This window comes from Pseudomonas sp. F01002 (assembly GCF_004402115.1).
GTDB classification, from domain to species: domain Bacteria; phylum Pseudomonadota; class Gammaproteobacteria; order Pseudomonadales; family Pseudomonadaceae; genus Aquipseudomonas; species Aquipseudomonas frigoris.
The window spans coordinates 63,160-80,687 of record NZ_SOPU01000033.1 but is presented as its reverse complement, the minus strand read 5'-3'; the positions used below and the strand labels follow the sequence as shown (position 1 = coordinate 80,687).

Sequence of the window (17,528 nt, the reverse complement as noted above, 5' to 3'; positions counted from 1 at the left end):
GTTCCGTTACATCAAAATGAATCATCCATCCTGCTGGCCCCTGACCACTCGCAGCCCTCAAGTGTCAGCAGCCGCTCCTTCGCCTCAAGTCCACCGGCAAACCCGGTGAGTTTCCCCGAAGCGCTAATCACCCGATGACACGGCGCAACAATCGAAATCGGGTTCTTGCCATTCGCCGCACCCACCGCCCTCACTGCACTGGGATTGCCGATCTGTTGGGCAATCTCGCTATAGCTGCGAGTCTCGCCAAACGGAATGGTCAGCAACGCCGTCCAGACCTTCTTCTGAAATTCCGTCCCGGCAAAATCCAGTTCCAGGTCGAAACGATTGCGCGTGCCCGCAAAGTATTCCCGCAACTGCTGAGCGGTGCGCATCAGGATCGGATGATCCGGCGCCTCGCGCATCGGCCCAAGCGGCACCCGCTCGGGTTTGTCGTTTTCCCAGAGGATAGCTGCCAGTCGTGAGCCGTTCGCGACCAGCTTCAACTCGCCCACCGGGGATGCGAGGGTGATGAAGGTGTAACTCATGCCGGTGGACTCCGTAAAAGTGCTGAGCAGAGGCCAAGCATACTGCCTCGACGGGGAGGCGCAATACGCAATCCCAGCCATACTTGCTTCTGCTCTTGAAGCCTTCCCTCTGTTTTTTTACAGAACCTAAAAACAAAAAGAGACCGACTCATGAAGTTCGAACCTTTTGCCAAATCGCTGATTGCGACCTCATTGGCGCTCAGCTGCCTCAGTGCTTACGCGGCCTCCGTGGCGCCGGTTGCGGCCGAAAACGGCATGGTCGTCACCGCCCAGCATCTGGCCAGTCACGTGGGCGTCGATGTGCTCAAGAACGGCGGCAACGCCGTCGATGCCGCGGTAGCGGTCGGTTATGCGCTGGCGGTGGTTTATCCCGCGGCGGGTAATCTGGGCGGCGGCGGTTTCATGACCATTCAGTTGGCGGACGGGCGCAAGACCTTCCTCGACTTCCGTGAAAAAGCACCGCTGGCCGCCACCGCCGACATGTACCTCGATAAGGAGGGCAACGTCGTCCCTGACCTGAGCACCCGTGGCCATCTGGCCGTTGGCGTGCCGGGTACCGTGTCGGGCATGGAACTGGCGCTGAAGAAATACGGCACCAAACCGCGCAAGGAAGTGATCGCCCCGGCTATCAAGCTCGCCGAAGACGGTTTTGTGCTGGAGCAGGGCGATGTCGAGTTGCTGGAATATGCCACCGACGTGTTCAAGAAGGACATCAAGGATTCCGGCTCGATATTCCTGAGCAACGGCGAGCCGATGCAAGTCGGTCAGAAACTGGTGCAAAAAGACCTCGGCAAGACCCTGCAGGAAATCTCCGAGAAGGGCGCCGACGGCTTCTATAAAGGCTGGGTGGCCGATGCCATCGTCACCGCCAGCCAGGCCAACAAAGGCATCATCACCCAGGCCGACCTCGACAAATACAAGACCCGCGAACTGGCCCCGATCGAATGCGATTACCGCGGCTATCACGTGGTTTCAGCGCCACCGCCAAGCTCTGGCGGTGTGGTGATTTGCGAGATCATGAACATCCTCGACGGCTACCCGATGAAAGACTTGGGTTACCACTCGGCCCAGGGCATGCACTACCAGATCGAAGCGATGCGCCACGCTTATGTGGATCGCAACAGCTACCTGGGCGACCCGGATTTCGTGAAGAACCCAATCGACCATCTGCTGGATAAAAATTACGCCACCAAAATCCGCACCGCCATCGATCCGCAAAAGGCCGGTGTGTCCCGCGAGCTCAAACCCGGCGTAGCGCCCCATGAAGGCAGCAACACCACCCATTACTCCATCGTCGATAAATGGGGCAACGCGGTTTCGGTGACCTACACCTTGAACGACTGGTTCGGCGCCGGCGTCATGGCCAGCAAAACCGGGGTCATCCTCAACGACGAAATGGACGATTTCACCTCGAAAATCGGCGTGCCAAACATGTACGGCCTGGTGCAAGGGGAGGCCAACGCCATCGCGCCCGGCAAGGCACCGCTGTCGTCCATGAGCCCGACCATCGTCACCAAGGACGGTAAAGTGGTGATGGTGGTCGGCACCCCCGGTGGCAGCCGCATCATCACCGCGACCTTGCTGACCATGCTCAACGTGATCGACTACGGCATGAACATCCAGGAAGCGGTCGATGCACCGCGTTTCCACCAGCAGTGGTTGCCGGAAGAGACCAACCTTGAGACCTTCACTACCAGTCCCGATACGGTGAAGATGCTCGAAAGTTGGGGGCACAAGTTTGCCGGGCCGCAGGACGCCAATCATGTGGCGGCGATACTGGTTGGCGCGCCTTCTCTGGAAGGCAAACCAGTGGGCAAGAACCGCTTCTATGGGGCGAACGATCCACGTCGTAATACCGGGTTGTCGCTCGGTTATTGAGGCAGATCTGAGGCCATCCCGATCCTTGAGGGTGGCCCCCGATCCCGTAGCAGCTGTCGAGCCTGCGAGGCTGCGTTCGACTGCGTAGCAGTCGTAAATCGGTTGACCGTGTTCATTCAGGTAGAGCACATTCGCTGGATTACGACCGCTTCGCAGTCGAACGCAGCCTCGCAGGCTCGGCAGCTGCTACACGTTAAAAGGGGAGCGGATTCTAAATCCGTTGCCGATTCACCGACCCATCAAGGACGGGAACTCATGGCTACTGCACTGCTGATCATCGACGTCCAGCGCACCCTGTGCACAGGCGAGTACGCATGTTTTGAGATCAAGCGTGTTATCGAGAACATCAACGACCTCAGTGCCAAGGCTCGCGAAGCAGGCATCCCGGTCATCCTCATCCAGCACGAAGAAAAGGGCGACCTGCTGCAACACGGTTCCGAAGGCTGGCAACTGGCCGAAAGCCTGAAGACTTCGCCGCAAGACCTTCGCGTGCGAAAAACCAATCGAGACTCGTTCTACCAGACCCACTTGCAATCATTGCTGCAAGACCAGGGAACTGATCGACTGATCATCTGCGGCCTGCAAACCGACTATTGCGTCAACGCCACTGTCCGCCAGGCCCTGAACCTGGGCTATGACGTAGTGCTCGCCGCCGATGCGCATTCCACCGTCGACAACGGCAACCTCGCCGCCGAAGACATCATCACCGAGCACAACGCAGACCTGGCGCACTTGACGGGGCCCGTGGCGCGGATCGACGTTATCCCGACCAGCGAAATCCGGATCTGAAACGGGTGAGGGGCTTGCTCCCGTTGACGCTTACACGGCCTCGAAAATGTCGATCAATTCAGTCAAAAAAGCATGCCGGGTTTCGCGGGGACGGCCGCGATCATGGGGCCAGACCGCGAGCAAGTCGCCTCGCATTGGTTCAGCGGAGCCAACGCGATGATGCTCAACCATCTCGGTCAGGAAGCGGGCGCGATATGCTCGCGCGCGCGGGGGAAATAACGTTCCAGCAACTGCCGGCAGCCATCATGCGCGGCTCCTCGACTCTCCACCTTTCATGCACGGGAGATTGTGCCCGGGTTTTGCCGACCACCTTGTAGAAGTGCCGCACAGGTGAAAGTCAGTTGGTGACCAACAGTTCCGGGCCGAGGTAGTCGTTGATGTGGTCGATATCGTCGTCGCCCAGACTGCCCACCGAAGAGGCCAGGCGCAGGCGCGACATCAAGTAGCGCAGCTTGGCCTCGAACAGATCGTGGCGCGCAACGAAGAGCAGCTCTTCGGCATTGAGGACGTCCGCATTGGTGCTGGTGCCCCCCTCTTTGAAGCCCTTGCGTGTCGAATTCAGTGAGCGTTCGTTGGACTCCACTGCCTTCTCCAGCGCGCGAATACGTTGGGCGCCGCTCTCTACGCCGCGATACTCACGGGTGGTACCGGTGATGACTTCCTGGCGCGTGGCGTCGAGTTCGTCCAGGGCCTTATAGCTATTGGCACTGGCCTGGCGTGTCAACGCGCTGGTGCCGCCACCGCTGTACAACGGGAAGTTTACTTCCAGCCCGATTGAGGCGTAGCGGTTGCGTTGATTCAGCTCGGAGATTGATTGGCTCTGACCCGCGGTGTAGCCGGCCACGAAATCCAGTGTTGGCCAGTGGCCGGCCTTGGCGCGCTTCACTTCTTCTTCGGCGAGGTCGCTGCTATGACGGCGCGCATGGATCAGCGGGCTGTCGGTCTGGGCTTTGACCAACCAGTCTTGCAGGTTGCTAGGTAGCAGCGGTGGTGTATCGAAGCTCGGACGCAAGGTGGTCAGCGATTCGGGGGTTTCACCGATAAATTCCTCAAGCTTGCGGCGCGCGTTGACCAGGTTGTCCTGCGCTTCGATCAGCTCAACCACGGCGAGGTCGCGGCGAGCGGCCGACTCGTCGATGTCGGTGACGGTGCCGGCCCCCAACTCCATGCGCCGTTTCGCCGAAGCGAGTTGCTCGTCGAAGGCGTTCAGTTTGGACTTGGCAAGGGTGATGGTTTCGCTGGCGAGGAGCACGTCGAAATAGCTTTGAGCCAGGCGCACTGCGGCGTCCTGACTCTTGGCATCGAACACCGCGACGCTGTAGTCGGCACGCTGCTTGCCCTGGCGGTATTCGGCCATTTTCTGTTTGTTGAACAGCGGCTGGCGCAAGCGCACGTTAGCGCCCTTGGAGGTGTAGTCGAGATCTCTTTCGACGCCGCTCTGGCGTTGGGTGCCATTGACCTTGTTGTCGTAGGCCGAGGCATTGATCTGCGGTAGCAGGCCGGCCAAGCCGATGTCGCGGTTTTGCGCACCAGCCTCTTTTTCATGCACGGCGGCGCGATAGACGGGGCCTTGGTACTGCAACAGATCCCAGGCTTGTTTGAGGTCCATGGCGCTGGTCGGGAGGGACAGCGCCAACAGGCTGAAGAACAGGCAATGACGGTCCATTTCATTGTTCCTTGAAGGAGCTGTCAACACGCTCAAGCATTGGTTTGAGAAGATAGCTCATCATGTTGCGCTCGCCAGTCTTGATGGTGACGCTGGCGGGCATACCGGGACGAATGTGATTGCTGCCAAGAAGGCTCATGCCATCGGGCGTGACTTCTACCTGAGCCAGATAGAACGGTTGCTTGCTTTCCTCGTCGAGCAGGCGGTCGGCGGAGACGGTCTTCACGCGGCCGGGTATGTTGGGCGTGCGGGCATGGTTGAAGGCCGGGAAGGCGATGTCCACGGCCAGGCCGGGGACCATCTTGTCGATGGCCTGCACGGGAATCATCGCGTCGACCTGCAGCGGTTCGTTGTCTGGAACGATTTCCATGATCTTGAAGCCGGGCTGAATGATCCCGCCGACGGTAGCGATGCTCAGGGACTGGACCATGCCATCGATGGGCGATCGAATCACCGTGTGGGTCACTTCATAGTCCAGCGCACGCAAGCGGTCGGCCAGGGTGGTATTTTCCTTGGCGGTGTCGGTGAGCTGCGATTCGACTTCCTTCAGGTAATCGTGCTGGCGCTGCAGGATGCGCAGCTTGATTTCGGTGGTCTGGCTACGCACCCGAGCGATGTTGTTGAGGTTCTCGGCCTGGCCGGCGGAGAGGTCGGCATTGCTGCGTTCCAGCTCAAGCAGACGGTTGCGCGGGACATAGCCTTCGGCCGCCAGCGCGCGGGTGCCTGTTAGTTCCTGGCTGAGGAAGTTGATCTGCGAGGCGCGGGCGCCATAGACCTGCTGCAGACCCTTGAGCTGCACCGCCGACGCCGCGAGGTTTTCCTGCAGGATGCTGATTTCGCCAGCGAGGCCAGCACGCCGGGTGTCCAGCAGGCGTTGTTGCAGATCCATGGCGGCCACCAGGCGGTAGTCATTCCCGAAGCGCTTGATCAATTCGGGATCGTAGTTCACCACATCGCGGCCGTCACGTTCCGCTTCCAGGCGGTTTTCCACAGTCTTGCTGACGATGTACTGGGCGCTGACCGCACCCTGTTCGGCAGCGGCACGCAGCGAGTCGAGGCGGACCACCTCCTGGCCTTTTTTCACTGTATCGCCTTCGCGAACAAGAATGGCCTCCACGGTGCCGCCGCTCAGATGCTGCACGGCTTTGCGATTGCTGGTGATTTTTACCGTGCCTGTCGCGACCACGCCGGCATCCAGCGGCGCCAGCCAGGACCACAGGAGGAAGCCGCCGAAGCCAGCGACCATCAGCAACATGCCCCAGCGCACGGGTTTACCGACGTCCAGATCCACCACGTTCCTGGGGTCGGTGTGAATCATGTCGGTGTGTTGGCTCATTTGCATGATCGGTTACTCCCGTGCTTTGACGGAGGCCAGCGGAGTTGACGCGCCTGCAGGCATCACACTGGCCTTGCGCAGCGCTGCGAATACTTCGTCGCGAGTGCCGAGCATCTGCACGCCGCCGTCTCGCAGCATCAACACCTTATCGACGGCGCAAAGCACATTGGGACGGTGGGAAATCAGAATGACGGTGGCACCGCGGTTTTTGAGTTGGGCCAGCGCATCGACCAAGGCCTTTTCACCGATGTCGTCGAGGTTGGCGTTCGGCTCGTCCAGCACAATCAGATTGGGTTCTCCATACAGCGCGCGGGCCAAGGCGATGCGTTGCTTCTGGCCACCGGAAAGCGGGTTGCCATCGGTGCCCAGGCGGGTCTCATAACCCTGCGCAAGACGCAGGATCATCTCGTGCACTCCAGTAGTCCTGGCGGCGCGGATGACCGCGTCGCTGTCCACTTCGCCAAAGCGCGCAATGTTGTCGGCGATGGTGCCCTCGAACAGCTCCACGTCCTGTGGCAGGTAACCGAGCCAGGGTCCAAGTTCGCCCTTGTTCCAGGTGAATATGTCCGCGCCGTCCAGGCGCACCTTGCCGGCCTGTGCCGGCCAGACGCCGACCAACAGGCGGGCGAGGGTGGATTTGCCCGAGGCGGATGGACCGATAATGCCAAGGCTTTCGCCGGGGGAAAGATTGAAGCTCACCCCGCGCAGAATCGTGTTGCCGGTGCCGGGGGCGCCGGCAAACACATTCTCCACCGCCAGCATGCCCAGCGGCCGCTGCAGTGACATGCTCGGTGGCCGGCGCGGATAGTCGTTCAGCATCTCGTTCAGCCGGCCCCAAGCCGAACGGCAACCAAGCAGCTGTTTCCACGACGCGATGACTTGTTCCACCGGGCCCAGCGCGCGGCCGGTGAGGATCGAGCAAGCAATCATCATCCCGGGGGTGATCTTGCCTTCGATCGCCAGCAGCGCGCCGGCGCCGAGGATCAGCGACTGCAAAGTGATACGCACGAAGCGCCCGGTGCTGCTGATCAGGGCGGCACGGTCGGAGGCCAGGGTCTGCATTTCCAGTATGCGCAAATGGCTTTGGTACCAGCGCTTGCCGATCGACGGCAGCATGCCCATGGCCTCGATGACCTCGGCGTTGCGCAGGTTATTGTTGGCGTAGCTGGCGGAGGAGAGGGCGGCCTGATTGGCTTCGGCCAGCGGCTTTTGCGTCGCCTTCTCGGTGAGATAGGCCAGGCCCACCAGAATCAGCGAACCGATCAGCGTGACCAGTCCGAGCAGCGGGTGGATCAGATAGGCGACCAGCAGGTAGATCGGCGTCCATGGCGCATCAAAGAAAGCGAACAGGCCATTGCCGGTGAGGAACTGACGCACCTGCGCGAGATCCTGCAGGGCCTGGGCCGGATTACCTCCGGCGCGGCTCAGGTTGCGCTCGAATGCTGCAGTGAAAATGCGTCGATTGAGGTCCATGTCGAGGCAGTTGCCGACCCGGATCAGCACGCGGGTGCGGAACATTTCCAGCGTGGCCATCAGCAGGAACAGGCCTATCACCAGAATGGTCAACATCGTCAATGTTGTGACGTTGCGACTGACCAAGGCCCGATCATAGACCTGCAGCATATAAATAGCTGGCGTCAACATCATGACGTTGATGACGCCACTGAACCCTGCCAGCGAGTAAAAACTGCGGCGAAGTCGAAAAAGCGCGTCAGCCAGTTCTGATCGAGTGCTCGATTGTTTGTGCATTTGGGTGACCCCTCTTCGAAAAGCCGTTAGCCCTTGCGGCGCAACAGCTAACAGATGTAGTCCACAGGCAGTTTGTCGATACGCAGGTTGGTCGCTCTAGGGGCGCATCACCTGCAAATCACTGCGTCGCTCTCATGGCAGCAGCGTAGGTGTCGTCGAAACAATCTGAAATAACATTTCGCTCTAATGCCGCGAATGAATTCCTATAAGTCTCATAAAAACAGCTAGTTAGTAGGTCAATCACCAGTCGTCTGTTTTGCGTGTCGTAAAATTGACAATTTTTCGCTATGCAACTTTAGTCTCAGTCATTGAGGGAGCCGCTCGCCTGAAGCCTGTCAACTTTTTGGCAACGCAAGGTGTGATGATTTTCCCGATGGAGCACACCATGTCGATGATTTCGTTCTACTGCGAATTGAAGGGGCTGTTCAGGAAGTTCGCCGTTACTTCAAGTTTCCATGGCCCACCCAAGGCTCGGGTTCGCTCTGCCTAATCGCCGAGCGAGCCATTCTTTCGCGAATTCCAGGCGCGCATCCCGGGGGGCCGTGTAACGGCTCTGCCATCCAGCGCCCGCGATCGCCAAAAAAAAAAGAACCAACACACTGCGCAAGCCAGCACCGGACTGGGCGCGGGAGGATTCTCATCGTCCCGTGTCCTTTCCCCAAAGAGATCGAGGGCAATCAAAATGGCCAATTTCAACAAGTCGGACCTGGAGTTCATCCTCAAGCAAATCTTCATCGCAGAAGCGCATGCCGACGGCGCCAGCCTCAGTGATTTGCTACCCAACAGCCAAGTGCCATTCGGCCTGCGTACCGTCGATGGCAGCTACAACAACCTGGTCGCCGGGCAAAGCGAGTTTGGCGCCGCGGACAATTCCTTCCTGCGCCTGCTTGATGCCCAGTATCGAGCGGCCTATGCCGCGTCAGGGACGGTGGTCGACCCGCAGCCACGGATTATCAGTAACCTGATTGTCGACCAGACCGCCAACAACCCGGCCGCGGTTGCGGCGAACGGCGGCGCCGACCCGGTGATCAGCCCCGGTCTGGATGGCGTGTTCGGCACGGCCGACGACAAGGAAGTGTTCTTCATCCCCAACGTGTCGGCGGACGCCGGTCTGACCGCCGGCTTCAACTCGTGGATGACCTTCTTCGGCCAGTTCTTCGACCACGGCCTCGACCTGGTCACCAAGAGCAGTACCGACTTCGTTTTTGTTCCGTTGCAGCCGGACGATCCGTTGTTCGTACCGGGCAGCCCGACCAACTTCATGGTGCTGCCACGTGCAGTGCATACCCCCGGCGCGGACGGAATACTCGGCACTGCCGATGATGGCCAGCCCAACACCACCTCGCCGTTCGTGGACCAAAGCCAAACTTACAGCTCGCACCCCTCGCATCAGGTGTTCCTGCGCGAGTATGTCCTCAACGCGGCAGGTGACCCTGTTGCAACGGGGCGCTTGATTACCAACCGCGATCTCGGCGCCGATGGCAAGTTCGGCACTGCCGATGATGGTGGCGGCACAAATGGCGGCATGGCGACCTGGGCGGTGGTCAAGGCCCAGGCCCGTGACATTCTCGGTATCAACCTGACCGACGCCGATGTGCACAGCGTGCCGCTGCTGGCAACCGATGCGTATGGCAACTTCATCCGGGGGGCGAGCGGCATGCCGCAGGTGGTGATGCGCGTCAGCAACGGTGCTGACGGGATCGCCGGGACAGCGGATGACGTCACTCAACTGGTCGAAGGCAACCGGGATGCTCCGATCAGCCTGGCCAGCGCCGTGAGCGCCGGGCATGGCTTCCTCGACGACATCGCCCACAATGCCGCGCCGGTAGTCGTCGGCGGGGTTCTGCAGGCGGATGCTGACACTGATATCGGCAATGCTCAGCCGGTTGGTGCGGGCGGCAACAACCTGACCTACGACAACGAACTGCTCGACGCTCACTACATTGCCGGCGACGGCCGGGTGAACGAGAACATCGGCCTGACCACGGTGCACCATGTGTTCCACTCCGAGCACAACCGGCTGGTCCAGCAAACCAAGGACACCCTCCTTGCCGCCGGCGATCTGGCCTTCCTCAATGAGTGGCTGGTGGACGACGTGGCCGCCATACCGACTACACCCGCTGAAATCGCGGCGTTGGTGTGGGACGGCGAACGCCTGTTCCAGGCCGCCAAGTTCGGCACCGAGATGCAGTACCAGCACCTGGTGTTCGAGGAGTTCGCGCGGACCGTTCAGCCGCAGATCGACGGATTCCTTGCCCCCAACGGGTATGACACCTCGATCAACCCGGCAATCCTCGCCGAGTTCGCCCACGTGGTGTACCGCTTCGGTCACTCGATGTTGACCGAGACCGTCGATCGCTTTGACCCTGAGTTCAATCCGCTCCTCACTGACCCGAACAACCCGGACTCGCAAATGGGTCTGATTGCGGCCTTCCTCAACCCGCTGGCGTTTACCGGCAGCGGGGCGACTGCGGACGAAGCGGCAGGGGCGATCATTCGCGGTGTGACCCGCCAGCTCGGCAACGAGATCGACGAGTTCGTCACCGAAGCGTTGCGCAACAATCTGCTCGGTCTACCGCTCGATTTGCCGGCCCTGAACCTGGCGCGTGGTCGCGACACTGGCATCCCCACGTTGAATGAAGCGCGCCGTGAGATGTACACATCAACCGGCGACAGCCAACTCAAGCCGTACATCAGTTGGGCTGATTTTGCGGACCACCTCAAGCACCCCGAGTCGTTGGTCAACTTCATCGCTGCCTATGGCACGCATGACACGATTACGGCGGCGACCACATTGGCAGACAAACGCGCTGCAGCCTTGGCGCTGGTATTCGGCGGTTCTGGTTCACCGGCTGACCGCCTGGACTTCCTCAACAGCACCGGTGCTTATGCCAACGTAACGCTGGCCGGCAAGGATGGGCTGCTGGGTACTGCCGACGACGTGACGGGTGTGACGATCACCGGCCTCGACGACATCGACTTCTGGGTCGGTGGACTCGCCGAGAAGAAAATGCCGTTCGGCGGCATGCTCGGCTCGACGTTCAACTTCGTGTTTGAAACCCAGCTGGAGGCGTTGCAGAACGGCGACCGCTTCTACTACCTGTCGCGTACCGCAGGCCTGAACTTCGGCACCGAGTTGGAGAACAACTCCTTTGCCAAGCTGATCATGCTCAACAGCGATGTCACCCACCTGTCGAACACCGTGTTCCTGACGCCGACGTTCAGCCTCGAAGTGAATCAGGCCAATCAGTTCACTAACCTTGGCGCGGACGGCAAAGCCGATCCAACGGGCGGCCTCATGATCAACGGCGTGGAAATCGTGCCGCTGGTGATCCGCGACAACCCCGACACCGTGGGTGCGGACAGTAATTATCTGCAATATACCGGTGAAGACCATGTCGTCCTGGGCGGCACCGCCGGCAATGACATCATCATCTCCGGTGACGGCGATGACACTGTTTACGGCGATGCAGGCAACGACCGCCTCGAAGGCGGCGCCGGGAACGATGCGGTACTCGGTGGCGCGGGCGATGACATCATCACCGACTCGTTCGGCGACAACCGTCTGGAAGGCAATGCCGGTAACGATGTGATCGTGGCCGGTAGCATGCTTGCTTTAGGCAACCTGATCCTTGGAGGCGATGGCCAGGACTTCATCGTCACCACTGAAGACATCACCACCACCTTCGGCGGTCAGGGTGACGATTTCATCCTCGGCGCCAAGACCAACCTGCCACCTACCGGCAACGAAGGTGATGACTGGATCGAGAACGGCATGCAGGACGGTGCGCCTGGCGATAACTTCTCGCCGTTGCTCAATGACGATGTGGTCGGCAACGATATTTTTGTCGGTGGTGGTGGCTTCGACGAAATGATCGGCGAGGGTGGCGATGACATCTTTGTCGGCAGCGATGCCCAGGACAAGATGGACGGCATGTCCGGTTTCGACTGGGTGACCTACAAAAATGACAGGGTCGGCGTGACCGTTGACCTGTCCTTGGCCGCGCTAGCGCAGCCACACGGCAACGCGCCAAACCAGAACGCCGGGGTGTTCAATCCGGTCGGCGCCTCGCCGGCCTCGATTCTCGACCGTTTTGCCGAGGTCGAAGGCTTGTCCGGTTCGAAATTCGGCGATGTGCTCAAAGGCGATGATGTTGATGCGGTGACTCTCGTCAACCACGGTGGTGCCACGGGCGGTGCATTGACCAATGTGGCTTTGATCCGTGGACTGGAGCAGTTTCTGGCCGATGCCGGTTTGCCGACCACTGGCTTTGCCACTGGCAACATCATCCTCGGTGGCAATGGCAGTGACCTGATCGAGGGCCGCGGGGGCGATGATCTGATCGATGGCGACAAATGGATCAACGTCAGAATTGCGGTGTATGCCGCCGACGACGTCAACCATACCGGTCCCGAGATCGCCTCCTTCGACAGCATGGTCGATATGATCCCGCTCATGCTGGACCGCACCTATAACCCAGGTCAGCTCAAGGCGGTGCGGGAAATCATGTCCGGCACCTCGACGGGCGGGGCGGCCTTTGACACCGCCATTTTCTCCGGGCTCCAGTCCGAGTATGTGGTGACGCATGACACCCGCGGCACGGACAATGTGGCGGACGATGTGTGGACGGTGGCAGATACCGTAGCGGGTCGCGACGGCACCGATACCTTGCTGCATATCGAACGCCTGCAGTTCGCCGATACCCAGCAAGTGCTGGTGACGGGGCTGAATGCACAACCGGTGGGCAGGCCGACCGTCACGGACGGAAACGGCGGCGCGATAACAGTGGGCGACACGCTGACGGTGAGCATGGCCGGTGTGCGCGATGCCAACAACATCGCGGTGGGTAATCTGCTGGGTACTGTCAACAACACCTCGGTTTCCTACTATTGGCAGTTCGAGGCAAATCCAGGCACCGGCGTATTCGAGGACATCATCCTGTTGCCGGCCGGCGACCTGGCGTTCCAAAGTGCCGACGGCACCGCGTTCAAGGTCTCCCCGGATCTTGCCGGGCTGTCACTGCGGGTCAAGGCGATCTACCAGGATGGTCATGGCACGACTGAAATAGTGTTCTCGCAGCCGACGGCCGTGGTGGTTCCCGGCGCGCCGGTTGTGCCGACGGCGCCGACACCTGTCGTCGATGCCACTGCGGGTGGCGCGGGCCTTCACATGGTCCGCTCCGACCTCAACTTCATTCTTGATCAAATCAAGATTGCCGAGGCAGACGCGGCCGGTCAGGACATCCTCTCGCTGATCCCGAATATCCGCGCACCATTGGGCCTGCGTGCGGTCGATGGCTCGAACAACAACCTGATGAACCTCAACGGCATTAACAACACCGAGTTTGGTGCCGCGGATAACACCTTTCCACGCTTGGCCGATCCGGTCTTCAATCCGGCGGAAGGTGCACCTGCCGGGTTCTTCGGCCCCGGCTCGCCAGCCATCCCGGGATCGTCGTACCAGCAGAACAGCGGCTATGTGTTTGACTCGCAGCCGCGCATCATCAGTAATCTGATCGTCGACCAGACCTCGAACAACCCGGCGGCCTATGCCACGGCTTACGACCCGGGTGCGGACGGTGTGCTCAACTTCGGCACGGTGGGTAACGACGACGTGCTCAAGGACGGCGTACGGATAGTCGCCAGCCCCGGCATGGATGGTCAGTTCGGTACTGCCGACGACCACGATGTGTACCTGTTCGAGAACACCGCGGCGGATGCGGGGTTGTCCGCGCCGTTCAACGCCTGGATGACCTTCTTCGGGCAGTTCTTCGATCACGGTCTGGACCTGGTGACCAAAGGCGGTTCGGGCACCATTTTCATCCCGCTGCAAGCGGATGATCCGCTGTATGTGCCAGGCGGCAACGCCAACTTCATGGTGCTGACCCGCGCGACCAACCTGCCAGGGGCGGATGGCGTTCTCGGCACGGCCGACGACATCCATGAGCACACCAACACCACCTCGCCGTTCGTGGACCAAAACCAGACCTACAGCTCGCACCCGTCGCACCAGGTTTTCCTGCGCGGTTATGAGCTGACCGACAACGGCCCCATCGCGACCGGCAGGCTGATCACTAACCGTGACCTGGGAGCGGATGGCAAGTATGGTTCCGCGGACGACAGCGAAATCGGTGGTATGGCGACCTGGAAGGTGGTCAAGGCGCAGGCCAACGACATCCTGGGTATCCACCTTACCGATGCCGACGTCGGTAACGCCCCGTTGTTGGCGACTGACGCTTACGGCAATTTCATCAAGGGGCCGAACGGCTTCCCGATGGTCGTGATGAAGGGGGCTGACGGTCTGGGTGGCACGGCTGATGACGTCCTTGTCGAAGGCAATCCGCTTTCCCCCATTAGCCTGACCAATGCTGTGCGCACCGGTCACCAGTTCCTCATCGACATTAATAACAATGCAGCGCCGGTAATCGTCGGCGGGGTTCTGCAGGCGGATGCTGACACTGATGTCGGCAATGCGCAGCCAGCTGGCCCAGGCGGCAACAACCTGACCTATGACAACGAGCTGCTCGACGCTCACTACATCGCTGGCGACGGCCGGGTCAACGAGAACATCGGCCTGACCGCTGTGCATGCGATCTTCCACTCCGAGCATAATCGGTTGGTCGCACAGACCAAGGACACCGTGCTCGATTCGGGTGACGTGGCCTTCCTCAACGAGTGGCTGCTCAATCCGGTGAACGCGTTGCCAGCCAACCAGGCTGAGATCGATGCGCTGGTGTGGAATGGCGAGCGCTTGTTCCAGGCTGCCAAGTTCGGCACCGAGATGCAGTATCAGCACCTGGTGTTCGAGGAGTTTGCGCGGACCATCCAGCCCAGGGTCGACTTGTTCTTCGCACCGACCCAAGTCTATGACGTCGACCTCGATGCCTCGATCGTCGCCGAGTTCGCCCACACCGTGTACCGGTTTGGCCACTCGATGCTGACCGAGACCGTCGATCGCTTCGATGTCAATTTCAACGTGGTTGGCGATCCGAACAACGGTGATCCGAATCAGCAAATCGGCTTGATCGCGGCGTTCCTCAACCCGTTGGCGTACGCCGCCAGTGGTGTGACGCCGGAGGATGCGACCAGTGCGATCATACGTGGGGTGACTCGCCAGGCCGGTAACGAAATCGACGAGTTCGTCACCGAGGCGCTGCGCAATAACCTGCTCGGTCTGCCGCTCGACCTGCCGGCGCTCAACATTGCCCGTGGTCGCGACGTGGGGATTCCCTCGCTCAATGCGATCCGCCGCGACATCTTCAGCCAAACCGGTGATACCCAACTCAAGCCGTACAGCAGCTGGGTTGACCTGGTGCAGCACCTGAAACATCCAGAGTCGTTGATCAACTTCATCGCGGCCTATGGCACGCATGACACGATCACGGAGGCGACCACGCTGGCAGACAAACGCGCTGCAGCGATGGCGCTGGTATTTGGTGGTGTTGATGCGCCGTCTGACCGCTTGGCCTTCCTCAATGGCAGCGGTGCCTGGGCCAACGTAACACTGGCCGGCAAGGATGGGGTGCTGGGGACTGCCGACGATCTGAGGGGTGTGACGGTCACGGGGGTCGATGCCATCGACCTCTGGATCGGCGGCCTGGCTGAAGAGAAAACCCCGTTCGGCGGCATGCTCGGCACGACCTTCAACTTCGTGTTCGAGAACCAGCTGGAAAAACTGCAGGACGGTGACCGCTTCTACTACCTGGAGCGCACCGCTGGCCTGTCGATGAATGCCGAACTGGAAAGCAACTCGTTCGCCAAGCTGATCATGGCCAACACCTCGGCCACGCACTTGCCAGGCCTGGTGTTCTCGGACCCTGCGTACTATCTGGAAAGGGACCAGAGCAAGCAGTACAACGATGGCCTGGGCAACGCCGATCCGCTTAGCGACAACAACGAGCAGGTGGTGTTCCGCGACAACCCGCTGACCGCGGGGCCGGACGCCAACTACATCCGGTACTCGGGTGACGAGCACATCGTGCTGGGCGGCACCAACGGCGCAGACATCCTCGTCTCGGGTGGTGGCGATGACACGGTCTGGGGTGATGCCGGCAACGATCGCATCGAAGGCGGTAACGGCAACGATCAACTGCGCGGTGGCGCCGGCGACGACATCATCACCGACCTCGGTGGCGACGATAACATCCAGGGTGGCGACGGCAACGACGTGCTGCACGGAGGCAACGGCATCAACCTGATCATTGGCGGGTTCGGCAATGACTTCATCGTGACCGGTGAGGACGCTTCCGAGGCCATTGGTGGCCAGGGCAACGACTTCATCCTGGGCAGCAAAGCCAACGAACAGGACATGGGTAACGAAGGCGACGACTGGATCGAGAAGGGCACTTCGGACGGTGCACCTGGCGACAACTTTGACCCGGCTGGCAATGACCAAGTGATCGGCAACGATGTGTTCATCGGCGGTAACGAGAACGATAAGTTCAACGCCGAAGGTGGCGACGACATCATGGTTGGCAGTCTCGGCATGGGTGACCGCTATATCGGCGGCTCCGGCTATGACTGGGCAACCTTCAAGGACCTCGCCCAGGGCGTGACCATCGATTACAGCGACCGCTTTTTCGATGTTCCACCGGTGCCGGGTTCGGGTGCTTCGGCGCTGGTGCGTTTCGACATCGTGGAAGGTCTGTCGGGTTCATCGCACGGTGACTTCCTGCGCGGTGATAACGAAGATGCCACATCGCTGCCCACTGCGGGGGCAACCGGTAGTGTGCTGACCAACATCAACCTGATCAACGGCCTGGCTGATTTGCTGCCAGCCGGAGCGGCGTTCTTCGACGGCGGCAACATCATCCTCGGCGGTAGTGGTAGCGACCTGATCGAAGGTCGCGGTGGTGACGACATCATCGATGGTGACAAGTGGCTGAACGTACGCATCAGTGTTCGGGCGAACGCTGACGGCACTGGCCCGGAAATCGCCACGTTCGACAGCATGGCGCCGATGGTGCAGCTGATGCTGAACGGTACTTACAACCCAGGCCAGCTGGTCATCGTGCGGGAGATTCTGACCGGCAATGACAGCTTCGACACCGCGCTGTTCTCCGGTAATGCGGCGGAGTACAGCGTCGAGATCGATGGCAACACTGTCGTTGTGACCGACTCGGTAGCGGGGCGTGATGGCGTCGATCGCTTGACGGGCATCGAGCGTCTGCAGTTCGCTGATGTTGCGCAGTCGTCCGGAGTGGGCACCGCCCAAAACAACGACCCATCGGGTCATCTGGCAATCCTCGATGCTGCCACCGGTGTGCGTGACGAAACGCCTGTGGCCGGCCAGTTGCTGCGCGTCAGCGATCGGGCGGTACACGACGCGGACAACCAGAGTGTGGCCAACCCGACCGGAGCTGTGACCGGTGGGGTGGCTTACTACTGGCAGGTCGAAAACATTGCCGGGTCGGGCGTCTTTGAAGACATCACCTTTATCGCCGCTGGCGAGGTATCGCGGGCGATCGGCACCACCTACCGGGTGGCGGACGATGTGGCGGGCCTGAACATCCGCGTCCGTGCGGTGTATCAGGATGCCAAGGGCACGCTGGAGATCGTCGACTCGTCGGGGAACAGTACACCG

General features: G+C 60.5%; 7 protein-coding genes and 1 pseudogene. 4 read left to right on the top strand and 4 right to left on the bottom strand.

What is annotated here, in order from left to right; all coding sequences use genetic code 11:
• Positions 1 to 11 precede the first annotated feature (11 nt).
• Positions 12 to 527, bottom strand: coding sequence for a methylated-DNA--[protein]-cysteine S-methyltransferase (locus tag E3W21_RS26930; RefSeq protein WP_134422600.1), 516 nt, complete (start codon positions 525 to 527; stop codon positions 12 to 14).
• 150 nt (positions 528 to 677) lie between these two features.
• Between E3W21_RS26930 and ggt the strand changes: the two genes are divergently transcribed.
• The 3 genes and pseudogenes from ggt to E3W21_RS32455 form a co-directional block, all read left to right on the top strand.
• A complete protein-coding gene (gene ggt / locus E3W21_RS26925) occupies positions 678 to 2,405 on the top strand; it encodes a gamma-glutamyltransferase (RefSeq protein WP_134422598.1) in 1,728 nt (575 codons plus the stop codon).
• 255 nt (positions 2,406 to 2,660) lie between these two features.
• Positions 2,661 to 3,194 (top strand): cysteine hydrolase family protein, encoded by a 534-nt coding sequence (locus E3W21_RS26920; protein WP_129436879.1) that lies wholly within the window; start codon positions 2,661 to 2,663, stop codon positions 3,192 to 3,194.
• A gap of 72 nt (positions 3,195 to 3,266) precedes the next feature.
• Positions 3,267 to 3,457 (top strand): annotated as a pseudogene (locus tag E3W21_RS32455) (cytochrome c family protein); the annotation flags it as partial.
• A 74-nt stretch (positions 3,458 to 3,531) separates the two neighbouring features.
• Here the strand turns inward: E3W21_RS32455 and E3W21_RS26910 are convergent.
• The 3 genes from E3W21_RS26910 to E3W21_RS26900 are packed head-to-tail and all read right to left on the bottom strand — an operon-like array spanning position 3,532 to position 7,945.
• Entirely contained in the window at positions 3,532 to 4,860 is a 1,329-nt protein-coding gene (locus E3W21_RS26910; RefSeq protein WP_129436878.1) for a TolC family outer membrane protein, read from the bottom strand.
• Between the two features lies 1 nt (position 4,861).
• Positions 4,862 to 6,202, bottom strand: a complete 1,341-nt coding sequence (locus E3W21_RS26905) for an HlyD family type I secretion periplasmic adaptor subunit (RefSeq protein ID WP_134422596.1) — start codon at positions 6,200 to 6,202, stop codon at positions 4,862 to 4,864.
• 6 nt (positions 6,203 to 6,208) lie between these two features.
• Positions 6,209 to 7,945 (bottom strand): type I secretion system permease/ATPase, encoded by a 1,737-nt coding sequence (locus tag E3W21_RS26900; RefSeq protein ID WP_134422594.1) that lies wholly within the window; start codon positions 7,943 to 7,945, stop codon positions 6,209 to 6,211.
• 682 nt (positions 7,946 to 8,627) lie between these two features.
• Between E3W21_RS26900 and E3W21_RS26895 the strand changes: the two genes are divergently transcribed.
• The coding region (locus tag E3W21_RS26895; protein WP_256661667.1) for a peroxidase family protein at positions 8,628 to 17,528 on the top strand (8,901 nt) is incomplete at its 3' end.